Annotated in this window: 14 protein-coding genes; 10 read left to right on the top strand and 4 right to left on the bottom strand. The window is 70.3% G+C overall.

What is annotated here, in order from left to right; genetic code table 11:
- Positions 1 to 253: 253 nt before the first annotated feature.
- Positions 254 to 1,081 (top strand): leucine-rich repeat domain-containing protein, encoded by an 828-nt coding sequence (locus tag AB0M03_RS38100; protein ID WP_363500879.1) that lies wholly within the window; start codon positions 254 to 256, stop codon positions 1,079 to 1,081.
- A gap of 97 nt (positions 1,082 to 1,178) precedes the next feature.
- On the opposite strand, the gene AB0M03_RS38095 is transcribed toward AB0M03_RS38100, so the two are convergent.
- Positions 1,179 to 1,472 carry a helicase associated domain-containing protein gene (locus tag AB0M03_RS38095; protein WP_363500882.1) on the bottom strand — a complete coding sequence of 98 codons (294 nt, stop codon included), beginning with the start codon at positions 1,470 to 1,472 and terminating at the stop codon, positions 1,179 to 1,181.
- Between the two features lie 48 nt (positions 1,473 to 1,520).
- Positions 1,521 to 3,746 (bottom strand): Helicase associated domain protein, encoded by a 2,226-nt coding sequence (locus AB0M03_RS38090; protein WP_363500876.1) that lies wholly within the window; start codon positions 3,744 to 3,746, stop codon positions 1,521 to 1,523.
- Positions 3,747 to 3,948: 202 nt separating this feature from the next.
- Here AB0M03_RS38090 and AB0M03_RS38085 point away from each other — a divergent pair, with 202 nt between their 5' ends.
- The 5 genes from AB0M03_RS38085 (at position 3,949) to AB0M03_RS38065 (ending at position 8,785) form a co-directional block, all read left to right on the top strand.
- Positions 3,949 to 4,344, top strand: a complete 396-nt coding sequence (locus tag AB0M03_RS38085; protein WP_363500873.1) for a hypothetical protein — start codon at positions 3,949 to 3,951, stop codon at positions 4,342 to 4,344.
- Between the two features lie 720 nt (positions 4,345 to 5,064).
- Positions 5,065 to 5,268 carry a cold-shock protein gene (locus AB0M03_RS38080; protein WP_030918248.1) on the top strand — a complete coding sequence of 68 codons (204 nt, stop codon included), beginning with the start codon at positions 5,065 to 5,067 and terminating at the stop codon, positions 5,266 to 5,268.
- A gap of 370 nt (positions 5,269 to 5,638) precedes the next feature.
- Entirely contained in the window at positions 5,639 to 7,174 is a 1,536-nt protein-coding gene (locus AB0M03_RS38075; RefSeq protein WP_363500870.1) for a DEAD/DEAH box helicase, read from the top strand.
- A gap of 207 nt (positions 7,175 to 7,381) precedes the next feature.
- Complete coding sequence (locus AB0M03_RS38070; RefSeq protein WP_363500867.1) at positions 7,382 to 7,762, top strand: CBS domain-containing protein; 381 nt, start codon at positions 7,382 to 7,384, stop codon at positions 7,760 to 7,762.
- 660 nt (positions 7,763 to 8,422) lie between these two features.
- On the top strand, positions 8,423 to 8,785 hold the full coding sequence (locus tag AB0M03_RS38065) for a hypothetical protein (protein WP_363500864.1): 363 nt from the start codon (positions 8,423 to 8,425) through the stop codon (positions 8,783 to 8,785).
- Positions 8,786 to 9,065: 280 nt separating this feature from the next.
- Here the strand turns inward: AB0M03_RS38065 and AB0M03_RS38060 are convergent, their stop codons facing one another.
- Positions 9,066 to 9,239, bottom strand: coding sequence for a hypothetical protein (locus tag AB0M03_RS38060; protein ID WP_363500861.1), 174 nt, complete (start codon positions 9,237 to 9,239; stop codon positions 9,066 to 9,068).
- A 1,192-nt stretch (positions 9,240 to 10,431) separates the two neighbouring features.
- Here AB0M03_RS38060 and AB0M03_RS38055 point away from each other — a divergent pair.
- Positions 10,432 to 10,830 (top strand): MerR family transcriptional regulator, encoded by a 399-nt coding sequence (locus AB0M03_RS38055; RefSeq protein WP_363500858.1) that lies wholly within the window; start codon positions 10,432 to 10,434, stop codon positions 10,828 to 10,830.
- A gap of 387 nt (positions 10,831 to 11,217) precedes the next feature.
- Entirely contained in the window at positions 11,218 to 11,520 is a 303-nt protein-coding gene (locus tag AB0M03_RS38050) for a hypothetical protein (protein ID WP_363500855.1), read from the top strand.
- Positions 11,521 to 11,724: 204 nt separating this feature from the next.
- Here AB0M03_RS38050 and AB0M03_RS38045 read toward each other — a convergent pair whose 3' ends face one another.
- Positions 11,725 to 11,937, bottom strand: coding sequence for a hypothetical protein (locus tag AB0M03_RS38045; RefSeq protein WP_363500852.1), 213 nt, complete (start codon positions 11,935 to 11,937; stop codon positions 11,725 to 11,727).
- 380 nt (positions 11,938 to 12,317) lie between these two features.
- On the opposite strand from AB0M03_RS38045, the gene AB0M03_RS38040 reads away from it, so the two are divergent.
- Complete coding sequence (locus tag AB0M03_RS38040) at positions 12,318 to 12,710, top strand: STAS domain-containing protein (RefSeq protein WP_363500849.1); 393 nt, start codon at positions 12,318 to 12,320, stop codon at positions 12,708 to 12,710.
- Between the two features lie 158 nt (positions 12,711 to 12,868).
- Positions 12,869 to 13,279, top strand: a complete 411-nt coding sequence (locus tag AB0M03_RS38035; protein WP_363500846.1) for an ATP-binding protein — start codon at positions 12,869 to 12,871, stop codon at positions 13,277 to 13,279.
- Positions 13,280 to 13,904: the final 625 nt, after the last annotated feature.

Genomic DNA, 13,904 nt, shown 5'->3' with positions numbered 1-13,904 from the left:
CCGGTGGCCGTCTTACGTTCTCAGGCGACACCCGCTACCGGGACGAAACCCCCGGAACGGGTGGAACCCGTACACCACTTCCCTGGACGCAACCGCGGCCCCAGCTCGCCGGGCTAGAAGCCGATGTACCCGCCAACGTGCGAGGCCCATCGGGCCCGCCGCTCCAGCGGCTGGCAGAGTGTGATCAGTTCGGGGCAGCGGCCTGGGAGGTCCGCAGTTGAAGATCAGAAACCTCAGGTCGGGCGTCACCGAAATGCAGCTCGTCTGCGAGCAGTGGCAACCCGAGTACGGCGAGCGGTTCATGTCTGGAGAATGCGAAGGACTGCTGATCGGCTGCCACCGTCCGGGTGCCTCGGTGGACCTCTCCTTCGCTCCCGCTCTGCCGAACCTGCGCTCCCTACGGCTCGGGCTCGGCATCAAGGATCCCGGGCCGGCAGCCGCGTGCCGAGACCTTACGCTTCTGCACGTCAGTGACCGACAGAAGGGACACCTCGACCTCTCCGGGCTGCGAGCCCTACGGGAACTGGTGGCGCCCATGGCGATCGGACTGGAGACTGCGGCCAGCCTGCCCGCACTCGAATCCCTCACCGCGCTCGGCTGGCGCCACGGCGCACTGGAACCGCTCGGCGCGCACCGGCACCTGCGGTTCCTGCGGATCGAGTGCCTCATGCGCACCGGCGAACTCTCCCTGACAGGCACAGCCGGCCTGCCCGAGCTGAGGACCCTGTGGATCTACGACGGCCACCTGACCGACACCGCTGAACTACCCGCCGCCGCGCGGCTGGAGGAGATCCGGCTAGTCGGCGCGAAAACCTCGTCCGTGGATTTCACCGCTCGACTGCCACGACTGCAACGGCTGGTCCTGGAGAACTGCGGCCCACTGGACTCCCTCACCCCACTGGCAGGCCACCCATCCCTCACCGAGGTGACCATCGCCGGGAACACCGTTGTCCAGGACGGCGACCTCCGCCCGCTCGCCGACAACCCCCGACTACGCCACATCGCAGTGGAGCGCGGCGCCGCCCACTACAGCCACACCCCGACGCAGATCCGCCGGCCCGCCCCCACACCCACGCGGTAGACAGCCCGGATTTCCCCGAGACAGCAGTCCACCGCACCGCCCCGAGCTCCGTCCGTCGTACTGGCAGAGCCCAACACAACCCGGTCGGGACGACCCGCTACGCCCACTCCACGCCGTGCTCGGCGAGCTGCGCGAGCTGCCCCGGGGTGAGCTTGGCGCGCCTGGCCTTCTGGTTGTTCAACCACGCACCCAGACCCACGTGAACGACCTCGACAGTGTCCTCCCCGCCGGGGCCGGCCACCGGGACCTCCAGCGGTTCCTTGTGCGGGCGCGGGACCCGGACGTGGCCCTCCCGGCGGGCGAAGGCTGCGAGGGCTGCCAGGCCCTGCTGGAAGCGGTCCGCCCGGGAAGTTTTCGGCTTTGCCTCCGCGGCCTGCTTGGCGGCGACCAGCTCCGGGTCGGGTTCGATGCCGATCGCGGTCAGCAGGTCCTGCTGGTCCTACTCCAGGCCGGGCCAGCCGGCCCGCTGCGCCACGACCCAGCGGCCGAGCTGCTCGCCCTCGAACACCGTCTCCTCCGGCAACACGGCCCAGTCCACTTGGCCGTCCAACTCCAGCCACCACTGCCGCGCCACGCTGTAGGCGCGCTGCCAGACGATCGGCCAGGCGGGGCACCACCACGGGTCGATCTCCTCCAGCGCGGCCCGCCGTTCCGGCGCCAGAGAACTCGGTTCCCCGGCCGGGACCTGGGCGGAGGCCCGCAGTTCGGAGAGCCACGTCCCGATCGCGTACCCGCCGACCGACGCCCGGGCCGGCGCCGCGAGCGACCCGCCGTGTTCCTTCGCCCAGACCCGCGCCCAGGCCAGGCCTGCCTCGAACCGCGCATCCGACACCGACCAGATCATCCCCAGCGCATCCAGCATCTCCACCCGATGACGCGCCAATTCACCCGCGGCATGCTCCGAACGCCTATCCGACACCCACTTGCCAAGCGGAAAGTTCCCCTTCTTGCCCACCATTTCTGAATAAGGAACATCCAATCCGCCCGTCTCCTGAAACCAGCGCCGAGCGTGGCTGATCCCCTCCCGCCAGTACTGGTTCTCGCCCTTCAGCACCCGGGACGCGATGAACAGCGCCAGCACGTTCTCGTCCACCGGCGTCTGGAACCGCACCGGCAACGTGAACGCACCCGACCCACCCTCACCTGACCCACCCTCACCAGGCAATACAGCAGCCTCAGCGCTGCGCCCCTTCGTGCGCTTCCCGGACTGCTGCGGCACCGCGAGAGCCTCGACCACGCGCTCGTCGTGGCTGCGGAGCGCGGTCAGGATCTTGACCAGGGGACCATAGCTGTCCGACTCCAGAATGTCTCCCGGCTCCTCACCGGGCGCCAGGAAAATGGGCACGATAAGGCTCGCCGTCTTGCCCTCCCCAGGCATGATCCGCAGGGCCCGGCCGATGGCCTGGACGATATCGACCATGCTGCCCCGGCCATTGAGTACGACCGAATCTGCATTCGGGATATCCACACCCTCGCCGAGAACACGACACTGGGACACGATCCGATGCCTGAGACCGTCGTCCTCCTCGCCCCGCCCGAAATCGCGAATGACGTCCTTGCGGAAATCCACATCGTGCTCACCCGACAGCCATTGCGCCCAGACCTCGTCCGGGTATTTCTGCGGATTGCCGAGGTGCAGTTTCTCGACGGTCTGGTTCAGCGTCTCGGAGAAATAGCGGGCTTCGAGCGTGCGGTTGTGGAAGGTGATGCACCGCTCCAACCTTCGCTCGACCACCGTCTTGATCAGCCCGGCCTGGATCGCGGCGAGGTGCGCGGCCGGCACCTCGTCCCCACTCCCGTCCTCGGCCTCCCCGACGCCGGGCCCGAACGGCACGCCCTGCCGCTCCGTGCCCACGCGGTCGGCGCGCGGGTCGCGCAACTCCAGCACCACCACCTCGAACGGCGCCAACAGCTTGCGATCGATGGCCTCCGCCAGGCCCAGCGTGAACACCTGCGGCCCGTAGACGCGCCAGTCGTCCATGGACACCGCGAACTCCTCCGGGAGCGGCTGCCGGGCGTCCTCACGCCGCCGCATGGCCGCACCCGGCGGTGCCCAGATCCGCGGCGTTGCCGTCATGTACAGCCGCCGCTCCGCCGGGATCTCCGCCTGCTCGTGAACGATGGTCCAGCTCTTCTCGACGCTGCCCGAGCTGCGGTGCGCCTCGTCGCAGACCATCAGTGCCAGCGGCGCCAGCACCTCGCCCCGCTGCTTGGCCCAGTAGGCGTAGGCGTCCGCCACGGCCCCGACCGAGGTGTACGTGGCGAACAGCGTGGCTGGCCTACGGCGCCTGGCTGCCTGCTCCAGCCACATGCCGATCATCAGCGGACTGGTCGTCGCCCTCACCCCGGCCGGCAACTCCGAGTCCACCAGCGAGCAGACGGCGTACATCTCCCCGGACCGGCCAGCGGCACGCCACGAGCCGATCATCTGCACCAGCAGATCCAGCGTCGGCACCACCACCAGGACAGTGCCGTGCGGCGCCAGCTTCTGCCCCGCCGCCGCCCCCACGAACGACTTCCCTGAACCCGTGGCCATCTGCACCGTGACCCGCAGACCACCCGGAGGGACCAGCCGCCCGGGACGGGGCGTCAGGCCCCGCACGATGGCTTCCAGCGCCTCCTCCTGGTGCCCCCGCAGCGCAACCCCGCCACCTGCCGGCCGCATACCCTGACCCACCGTCCCAGCCACTCGCCATTGCCGCCTGGGCTACGCCCGCTCGACGCACCCGCATGACGGAGACTGCCACACGCGGCGTCCCGTCCTGCCTGCCTGCCTGCCTCGAGCTGGCCTTGCTGCCTTCCAGGTCGATACCAGCAATCGAGAGAAGTACACGCCCAGTTGGTCCTTCTCGGTAGACTGCAGGTACATGGACGGCGATCAGCAGCGGGACGAATGGCGGGCCACTCTGGCCCAGCAGGTCATCACCGACTGCCTTGGCCAATGGCTACGGTCGGCCAATGAGGCGGCGGTGGCCGCGGTCGGTTCTGAGCACGCCGCCGAGAGTGCGCGGCGGGCCCTGCAGGCCAGCGAACGGTTGACTCGCTGGCGTGAGCACGGCGACCTCGGCGGCGACACGGCCGCCCGGATCGCCGACGCGGTGGTCCAAAGGATGAAGGATGACGAGAGGGGCGTTCGGGCCGCGGAGAAGGCCGACGACTCCTTTCCGTCCTTCGACAGCAGTTACCGGGCCGCGGCAACCTGCCAGTGGCTCCGCGACCAGGGCTATGAGATTCCCGTCTATCCCGAGGAGCCGGGTATGTGACCTGAATCCAGGTCGGTGGCCTGTTCGTGGACACGCGGGCAGAGCGCCCGGAACGATCGCCAGGACAGGGATTCCGTGCACGGCCCGCTACCCATCATGAGCACAGCCGGCGCCGCCGATCGCCGGTCCGCCTGACGGCGATGCCGAGGAACCAGGCTGAGCCGCCGGCCGTCACCGGAAGGAGTTCCGAACAAAGTCGAGCAGTATGCGCCGGAAATGTGAAACCGAGGCCTTCCGGAGAAATTGCATTCGCTGGAGCGGAATCCCGACCGCCACGGTCCACCTTCCGGCGGATGGAAACGGCGGTGCGCGGTGCAGCCGGCCCGTCCCGGGCTGCCGGGGCGACCGTCCCCGCCGACTGGCGCCCGCCCGCTGCGCGCCGCTCTGCGCGGGCGCCTGTCCCCCCGGCTCGGTCTGATCCTGCGGCCATGCCGGGCAACTACCTTGGGGCGAATGCCTGTTGGTGGCTGTGGCGCCGCAGTGGTGCCGTCTTGCGGGCGGCGCCGACACGACCGGGGCGGAATATTCCACCGCCGCGCACTCGAGCCTGCTAGGCTCGTCGATAGTTGCAGTAGTGGTTCCCATGAACTTTGTGTGCGCCTGCTGGTGTATCGCAGGCGCATTTTTGTTTCCCGGCTCTTCCCCGGGTGGGTGCTCATCGCGGCGACTCGAAGCCCGCGCGGTGCGTGCTTCGGACAGCCCCTTGAAGGAGATTTCTTTATGGCTAATGGCACTGTGAAGTGGTTCAACGCGGAAAAGGGCTTCGGCTTCATCGAGCAGGAGGGTGGCGGCCCCGACGTCTTCGCCCACTACTCGAACATCAACGCCAACGGCTTCCGCGAGCTGCTCGAGGGCCAGAAGGTCGAGTTCGACGTCACGCAGGGCCAGAAGGGCCCGCAGGCCGAGAACATTCGTCCGCTGTAGTTTTTCTGCCATGGCACCCGCCTGGCAGCGAGGGGCCCGCACCGCGTACATGATGCCCGGTGCGGGCCCCTCGACATTGCGCCACGACGCATTCCCCGGTCGTTCAAGCCCCTGGCTCCGCCACCGGCGGCCATCCCCACGCGAGACGCACAGCGCCGCGTGCGGATCGGCGCCCTGCCGTGACATCTCACGGCTTTGAGGTTCTTCGCTCCCGCCCTTCGCGGTGAGCGCGGACCTGAGGTGACGTGCCGCACGGTTTCACCGTCCACGCCCCGCCCTCTCCATACTTTCGGCCCGTTCCTCGCGATCTCCTGCCGGCGCCCCGCGCTGCGGAGCCGCCTCGCGACGTGCCGCCCCAGGAAGGTTTCCTATGAACCGCTCCAGTCGCTCCCCGTACCGGAACGCCAACTCTCGCTCCTCGGCCTCCGCCCGCTCCGGCAGCTCCTATGGATCCCGCTCCGGCGGCAGCTCCTTCTACGGCGACCGGCCTGCCGGCGGCCGGCGCACCTCCGATCGCAACGCCCGTCAGGGTTCCTCACCGCAGGGCGAGTTCGCGATGCCGGTGAGCACCACCCCGGCACTGCCGGCCGTTGAGTCCTTCGACGAACTGGACATGCCGAAGGTCCTGCTGTCGGAGCTGACCCGCCAGGGCGTCACCGAGCCGTTCCCGATCCAGGCCGCTACGCTGCCGAACTCGCTGGCCGGCCGCGACGTCCTCGGACGAGGCCGCACCGGCTCCGGCAAGACCATCGCGTTCGGCCTCGCCGCGCTGGCCCGCACCGCCGGACACCGCGCCGAGCCCCGCCGCCCGCTCGCCCTGGTGCTGGTCCCCACCCGCGAACTCGCGCAGCAGGTCACCGAGGCCCTCACCCCCTATGCCCACGCGGTTCGACTCCGCCTTGCGACCGTGGTGGGCGGGATGTCGATCGGCCGGCAGGCGCAGGCGCTGAACCGCGGCGCGGAGGTTGTGGTGGCCACACCCGGCCGACTCAAAGATCTGATCCAGCGCGGCGACTGCCGGCTGGACGGGGTCGGCATCACGGTGCTGGACGAGGCCGACCAGATGGCCGACATGGGGTTCCTGCCGCAGGTCACCGAACTCCTGGAGCAGGTCGCCGAAGGCTGCCAGACGATGCTGTTCTCCGCCACCCTGGACCGCAACGTCGACCGCCTGGTGCGGCGCTTCCTCAAGGACCCGGTCACGCACTCGGTGGACCCGTCCGCGGCGGCGGTCAGCACCATGGAGCACCACGTGCTGCACGTACAGAACTTCGACAAGAACGCCACGATCGCCCACATCGCGTCCCGTGACGGCAGGGTGATCATGTTCATCGACACCAAGCACGGCGCGGACCGCCTGGTGGAGGACCTGCTCGCGAACGGGGTCAAGGCCGCGGCCCTGCACGGCGGCAAGTCCCAGCCCCAGCGCACCCGCACCCTGGAACAGTTCCGCACCGGCCAGGTCACGGCCCTGATCGCGACCAACGTCGCCGCCCGCGGCATTCACGTCGACGGGCTCGACCTGGTCGTCAACCTGGACCCGCCGAACGACCACAAGGACTACCTCCACCGGGGTGGACGCACCGCCCGGGCCGGCGAGTCCGGCACCGTCGTCACGCTGGTGCTGCCCAACCAACGCCGCGAGATGGCCCGCATGCTGACCACGGCCGCCATCACCCCCGTCACCACCAGAGTCAGCGCCGGCGATGAGAACCTGGCCCGCATCACCGGCGCCCGGGTGCCCACCGGCATCCCCACCGTGATCGCCGACCCCGTCGTCGAGCGGCCGCGCCGCAGCCCGTCCACGAGCCGCGGCCGCCGCGGCCGCCGCGCCTATGCCGGCCGTAACCCGCAAACCGCCAACAGCTCCCGCAGCACGGCCCCCGGGCGCCTCGCCGCCGCATAGCACTCTCCGTGTAGCAGCTGCCGGGCCCGGCTCGCCGTGCGGACCGGGCCCGCGCAGTTCGCCGGCCAGCGACACCGGCTGCCCGCGACGGCCGCACGCGGAGTCCGTCAGCAGTGCCGCGGCCCACTCCGCGCCCCGCCGGAGGCATCACCGCCAGTGCCCCGATCACCGCCGGCCCCGGCCGGAGAGACACCAAGGAGTTCACTCATGGCCATCACCCTCGAACACCCCGCGATCACCACCACGGTCGGCGACCTCATGAACCCCCCGGAGCTGCAGATCAGCGACGACGTCATGGTCGACATGGCGATGGACATCCTGCAGAGCTCCGGCGCGGACCACCTCCTGGTCCGCGCCGAGGACGGCCGCTGCGCCGGGCTGCTGACCCGCCTGCACCTCGCACCGTTCCAGGCTCGGTCCTGGTACATCGAGCGCACCCCGGTACGCGACGTGGTCTTCGACCGCGCCCCGTTCGCCACCACCGGCATGCCCGCCGCCACCGCGGCCGCCACCATGCGTGCCCGCGGCCTGGACACCTGGCCGGTGGTGGACCACGACGGCCACGTCATCGGCCTGCTCAGCTTCTAGGACCGGCCACGGGCGTCAACACGCAGCAAAGGGCGCCTGCTCTCGACGGCCTGAGACAAGGGGCAGTGCCGCCCGGAGCCTGCGGGGTTCCCGCCGGGCCCGGCAGCCGCTGCCACCCGCGCAGGCGAACGGTAGGCAGGCCCCCGCGGGATCCTGGCGGGAAGAGGAAATCGACGGAAGACCGCGGCCGACATCCCGGCCGGACCGCCGCGATCGAGGTGGATCTCAGCGGCGAGGGCGGCCGGATCCACTCTTCACGAATCCGCCCCGGCAACGTCTGGAGCCGACGACGCGCGGGCCGAACCGATGATCCGCATCCGCGAGGCCGGCGGCCTCAGCGCATCCGTCTATGCGCACCTGCCTGCCCGTGCAACCGTGACGGAGCTGCGCCTGCTGAACCTGGCTGAACCGGTCGAGGCTCTGTTGTGTCGTACTGGCTCGGCCCGTGGCTGTGTGTGAGCTCGGACTGCGCCGCGACTGACCCCGAGATGGGGGCCGGACACTGGGGTGAGGCCCGATCGGCGCCGGCGAGTCCGGGGCGGGCCGCCATCGTGGCCGGGCCGGCGGTTCGGTGTGTGGCTCCGTGGCTGGCCGTGGCCGGTTGGGCCGCATCCCTGAGGGTCTGTGGGAGGCGGGAGTCGGTGTCCTATTCTGGAGGTCATGTCGAAACCTGACGGGCTGCTCGTCGACATCGCCGCGATGGTCGAGTCCGAGCACAACAACCAGATGTCGCTGACCGTGGTGGTGCCCGGAGCCGTGATCACCGGCAGGCTTGCGCCAGTGGCCCTGTGGTGGGAGCGAGTTGCAGAGGTCCTGCAGTCCTCGGAGCACCTGAAGCCGTTCGCCGCCCTGTTCACCCCGCCCGTCGACGCCTCGCCCGCACGTCCCACTCATCTCCATCTGCACCGGGCGAAGATCCTGCAGGGAAACTTCGGGCTCCCTCACACCGGCGGCATGTACCGCATCGCCATTGAGGACATCAGCAGCTGGACGGTCGGGGACCTCAGCTACTCCGACGCCTGACAAGGACCCGACGGGCCGGGCGCGAGCGTCTCCCGTCCGGCTCGGCGACGGGCCGATGCGGCGGTCAGTGCACCTGCTGGCGGGCGTGTGACCGATACAGCCGGTGACAGAGGGTGCCCTGGTGTCCTTCGTCAAGCCGCTTCGGCCACGGCCTGGCCGTCGTTCTGGTGGGGGCGGCGCCTGGTTCGTCATGCCGTCGGGAGCCGTGGTTGTGGCACAGGCCTGCGGGCAGGGGCCGGCCGCTGGGAGGCGCGTTGGCGCCGGCCGGCGGTTGGTGGTGTCAGCGGTGGTGGTCGGCGGCCAGGATGCGGCGGGCGAGAGCCGGGGTGAGCCGCACACCGCAGGGCCCGCAGGGCTGACCGAGCCGTGAGGAACCGGCGCCGTGGCAGGTCGCGCAGTCCGCGTCGGCGAGGCGTACCGCCTCCGAGCCCGAACCGTCCGTTGTCCTGCGCATGTGCATCACCGTCCTGTCCCGCGAGCACGTCGCCCGCTGCCACTGGCAAGTACGCCGGATCGAAGACAGAACGTAGTCCGCTACCGGACCATCCAAACGTTGCGGCATTTCTGCATCGTTTGGGCTCGCAGTGCGCAGTCGGGCTGATCATCGGGCCCGTGAACTGCGGGCCTGCCCGGGCCCCGGCCGGTCCGCGGACACCGTTGTGGCTGCGGCGCCGTGCATCCGTCCTGCCCCCGCGTACTGCTGTCCTGGCCGTTCGTTTCTCCAGGGCCGGCTTCCCCGGGTAGGGCCGGTGGCCTCCAGGGTGGGGCCTGGGCTCCTGGCCGTCCTCGCACGGTGGGAGATTACCGGTCCTCGGGGTGAGCGGAAATCTGTCCCGGCCGGAGTAGACATTGCGGGTCGGCGCGGTTATGGTTTCTCTCGTAGCCAGCAGTCGAGAGTGCCCGGCAGACACGAACTGCCGGGAGCAGTAAATGGTTCGCAGGTCGGCACGGCTGCGGGGTTCTGAAGCCGGAGTTGTGTGCAGTACGGCAACGGGACCGGTGGCCGGGCCCGGTGGCCCGCAGGTATCAGGGCCGCCACGAGTGGTGCCCGCTGGCTGAGTTCAGCGGGCGAATGGTGCAGTACCAGCAGTGGCAGGATGCGGTATCCCAGTGAAGGCGCCGGGCTGCGGGCGCGCGTGCTGGGAGGTTCGGCCAGCGGAGTCCCAGAACCCGGGCAGGTGCCGGGGGAGGGGCCGGCTGTCGGACCCGGGCGGCCTTCCGGGCCGCCGCGGCAGTACTAAGCAGGTGGCAATACCAGAAGTACCGGCAGTTCCCGCAGTACCAAGTGGTTCGCAGTTTCAGTAGTTGGCAGTACCAGCAGTACCCGATGGTTGGCAGCACCAGGTGAGTACCGACGAAGGATGAACGGAGGGGACAGAGCACCATCAGGATCGCCCGGCCGTGAGGATTCTTTCCGGGCGGACACCGCAGACCCCCAGAGTGTGAAGGACGGTGGTTTCCGGTCACGCATACGCGATCCCGGCACGCCCCTCCCGGGGCAGTGCCCACACAAGGAATCCGGCTCAGGGCCGGTAGATGGTGATATACCCCTTCGGGGCCCCGGAGCCGCAACGGCGCCGGGGCCCCTCCACGCGCTCCCGACCAGCTCGCACGACCCCACCCGAATCGCTTGTGAAAGAGGTGCAGTGGCCACGACCGCCGTCCGACCCCACACCCCAGAGCCCGACTCCCACGCCCGCCCGAGTTCCGGCACCAGTTCCAGTTCCGATTCCTTCGACGACGACGACTACCCCGCCTACACCATGGGCCGCGCCGCCGAGATGACCGGCACCACCCCCGGCTTCCTACGAGCCCTCGGCGAACACCGCCTCATCACCCCACTACGCTCCGACGGCGGCCACCGCCGCTATTCCCGCTACCAACTGCGCATCGCCATGCGCGCCCGCGACCTCGTCGACCAGGGCACCCCCATCGAAGCCGCCTGCCGCATCGTCATCCTCGAAGACCAACTCGAGGAAGCCCTGCGCCTCAACGAACAACTGCGCCGCTCCCAGCACGGCCAGGAGCCGCCGGCGGACACCTGACCCGCCGGTGACGGCCGGAAGCCGGCCAGGCTTCCCGCACAGGTGCGGGCGTTCCCGGCGGAACGCCGGCCGGATGTTGCGGCGGGCCGGAGCGGGGCAGCGGTGTCTCGCGGCTGCGGCGTCGTCTTCTTCGACGGCCGGCCGTCGCCCCGGTGGGCGCCGTGCTCCGGTCGCGTCAGTGCCCGCCGGCCGACAGCCGGCGAAGAGCGTGGTGCCGGTGCGGGCGGCCGCAGCAAGGCCGGCCGTCCGGGGAGGCGATGTGCCAGCTGCGCCCGGCCGGGGGCGATAGTCGCTGCCGACCTCGGTGACACGGCTATGGCGGTGGTTGCCGAGGCGAAGCGGTGGTGTGGGAGGCAGGCCAGGGCCGTCGGGCGGAAACTGGAGCGCATGGAACCCCGCTTCCACCAGAGCGATGCCACGGTGCACGCCGACGGTGACATCTACCGCTGCCGAGCGAACCTGCGCAGTTGGGCCGAGGATCCGGCAACCGGCCACCCGCCCGTGAGGGCGGGCCAGGAACAGTGGGCCGGGCGCCTGCACTTCGACAGCGACGCCGATGCGGAAACCGTCCTGTACGCCGACGCGCCGCACCTGGTCGTCGACGACACCGAGACCACGTTCACCGTCGACGACCTGGACCGTCCGACCGCGACACTCACCATCCGCGGCAGCGGCACCCCGCCGTTCTGATCCCCGGAGCGCGCCTGCTCTCGCGTGCGCACGCAGGCGCCCCCCTACGCGTTGGACGCGTATCCGTTTGCGAAGTTTGCCCACCAGGCCGGTTGCGCATGTCGGCGCCGCCGGCCCGGCCGGGCGTTGCTCGAACACCCGGGGGCAGAACAGGCCGTCCGCTTCGGTGGACGTCCCGAGCGCTGGCCGCCGGCCCCGGGAGAACTACGGCAGGTCCAGGTCGGGGCCGGCGCCGGGGCGCGGGGTCTCGGCGACGATCTCGTACAGCCCGGGGCCGGTTTTGCGGAACCAGCCGCCGACGGCTTTGGCGAGGCGGGCCTGCTGCACGTCCAGGCGGTCCATCGTGACGCCGGGCGCCATCTCCACGTACTCGTGGACCGTGGCGATCTCTTCCGGTGTCAGGTCGGACTCGGGCACGGCACAGCCTCCGGCGGTAGATGAGATTTCAACAAAATTGGCCCGAAAAGTACACAAACAAGCATATTCTTCGCAAAGGGTTACCAGTCCGTGAAGTGTGCGCGCGGATCACGCGAAGCGGTCCGGCACGCCACCCCTTCGGGTTCCATGAGCCTGCAGACACCACCCGCGGCAGACACCCGTTGCGGTCGGCCGGATCGGTCGTGCTTCAAGGCGGTGGAACCAGCAGGACGGGGTAGGGGTGGTGTACCGGTTGCCGTCACCTCGGCGTTCGCCGGATGCCCGTCGGCTGTCGCCGCACTGTCTCCCGACCCCGCGTGGAAATGTTGCTTCGGCCCACCCCTTCTGGTGGAGCCTGCGGTGGGCTCGGAGGGCACGTCATGACTTCCTACAGCCGTCTTGTGGAGCGGGCCGGGCCGGTACCCGACATCATGATCGACACCGCGACGGTCGGGCAGGCGGTGGTGTGCTCGATCGCCGGGATGCTGCACACCGACAACGAACGGCAGGTACGCAGGGCCCTGGATGTGGCCCTCGGCCGGCGCCCGGCGGTGCTGGCGGTGGACCTGTCCGGGGTGCGGCTGTTCACCTCCAGCGGCGTGAACGCACTGCTGGACGCCCGGCAGGCCGCGCTCGCCGGTGGTATCCCACTGGTCCTGATCGCTCCCAGCGCGAGCGTGCGCCGCACCCTGGCGATCACCGACACCACGGTGTTCCCGATTTACCCGGCCCTGCGACTCGCCCTGCACCACCGCGGCCCGACCGCACCCTAGACGCGGTCCGGATCCGCGCCCGCCCGGTACCTGCCGCCCGCTCGCCCGCCGCCCACAGCCCGTCGCCGCGCCGCGGGGCGGAGGCGTGGGACCGGTGCGGCAGGGTACACGCGACAATCGGCGCACGCCCCCTTGTCGACCTGTTTCGAGTGCCGGTCATGCATCCACCGCTTGTCACCTCGGCCCACCGCCGCCTGACCTTCGAATCGGGCGAGCCGGCCGCCGCCCGCCGCGGCCTCGACTTCCTCCGCCGCACCCTGACGCAATGGCGGCCCGGCACCGACCGGGCCGTCCTGGATGACGTGGCACTCGTGGCGGCCGAGCTGCTCGCCAACGCCGTCGACCACACCGACGGCCCGACCGCCATGGACCTGATACTCGATACGCGCGGCGGCCGGCTACGGATCTGTGTCGCCGACTCCAGCCCGGCCGAACCCCGGATCCTTGCGGTGTTGGAGGGGCAGCCGCACCACCGGGGCCTGCGCATCGTCGACCACATCGCCGAGGCCTGGGGCCACCACGGCAACGGCGAGGGCAAGACCGTCTGGGCCGACCTCTGCCTGGCATGACGCCACCTGGCGGGCACCCGATCCGGCCGCAGCCGCCGGTGTGGCTCCGGGGCCGGGTGTTTGATGACCTCGTCCGACCCGACCCGACCCGGAGCCGCGCGCCCGGGCATTGGCGAAACGGGCGCGCGAAGATCCTCCTAGCTTCCGCCCTCACCAGACCAACCCGCTGGCAGATCCCGGGGCAGGACACGGGGCGGCCGCGTAACCGACGCGCGTCGAATTGAGCGGCGCCGGGCAGCCCTTCGCCGGGGTTGTTTCGACGCGCGTCGAAAGCCTGTAGTCGTGGGCCCCGCCGGGCCAGGCTGGTGACGCCAACGCCCGGCCGGCCAGACACCCGGCGGGGAACCACACCCTCCGACCGCCGCCCCGGGCTACGCCGCCCACGCAAGCCACGACGCGGGTTCCCACACCCCGCCGAAGGCCTCGCAGAGCCCGTCAAGGGTCGTGGTTTCCCCCTCCGGTTCCCCGGCCACCTCCCCCATCAACTCCCCGACCACCGGCCACCACCGGCCACCACCGGATCCGCCGCATTTCCGCACCCATGAGGGCCAGGTCTGTCAATGGGCAGGTCGAGGTGCCCGGGATCTGACGGTCTCGGGCTTTCTTCTTCGGGGTGTCCTGGCGG

This window comes from Kitasatospora sp. NPDC051914 (assembly GCF_040680995.1).
In the GTDB taxonomy this organism is placed as follows: Bacteria; Actinomycetota; Actinomycetes; order Streptomycetales; family Streptomycetaceae; genus Kitasatospora.
The sequence above is the reverse complement of the archived record's forward strand: the minus strand, read 5'-3'. Positions and strand labels throughout refer to the sequence as shown.

What these genes read in the sequence shown, in the direction of transcription:
- AB0M03_RS38075 (WP_363500870.1), top strand. Translation starts at nt 5,639, where the DNA reads ATGAACCGCTCCAGTCGCTCCCCGTACCGGAACGCCAACTCTCGCTCC.
- AB0M03_RS38050 (WP_363500855.1), top strand. Translation starts at nt 11,218, where the DNA reads ATGGAACCCCGCTTCCACCAGAGCGATGCCACGGTGCACGCCGACGGT.
- AB0M03_RS38060 (WP_363500861.1), bottom strand. Translation starts at nt 9,239, where the DNA reads ATGCGCAGGACAACGGACGGTTCGGGCTCGGAGGCGGTACGCCTCGCC.
- AB0M03_RS38035 (WP_363500846.1), top strand. Translation starts at nt 12,869, where the DNA reads ATGCATCCACCGCTTGTCACCTCGGCCCACCGCCGCCTGACCTTCGAA.
- AB0M03_RS38100 (WP_363500879.1), top strand. Translation starts at nt 254, where the DNA reads ATGCAGCTCGTCTGCGAGCAGTGGCAACCCGAGTACGGCGAGCGGTTC.
- AB0M03_RS38080 (WP_030918248.1), top strand. Translation starts at nt 5,065, where the DNA reads ATGGCTAATGGCACTGTGAAGTGGTTCAACGCGGAAAAGGGCTTCGGC.
- AB0M03_RS38065 (WP_363500864.1), top strand. Translation starts at nt 8,423, where the DNA reads ATGTCGAAACCTGACGGGCTGCTCGTCGACATCGCCGCGATGGTCGAG.
- AB0M03_RS38040 (WP_363500849.1), top strand. Translation starts at nt 12,318, where the DNA reads ATGACTTCCTACAGCCGTCTTGTGGAGCGGGCCGGGCCGGTACCCGAC.
- AB0M03_RS38070 (WP_363500867.1), top strand. Translation starts at nt 7,382, where the DNA reads ATGGCCATCACCCTCGAACACCCCGCGATCACCACCACGGTCGGCGAC.
- AB0M03_RS38090 (WP_363500876.1), bottom strand. Translation starts at nt 3,746, where the DNA reads ATGCGGCCGGCAGGTGGCGGGGTTGCGCTGCGGGGGCACCAGGAGGAG.
- AB0M03_RS38085 (WP_363500873.1), top strand. Translation starts at nt 3,949, where the DNA reads ATGGACGGCGATCAGCAGCGGGACGAATGGCGGGCCACTCTGGCCCAG.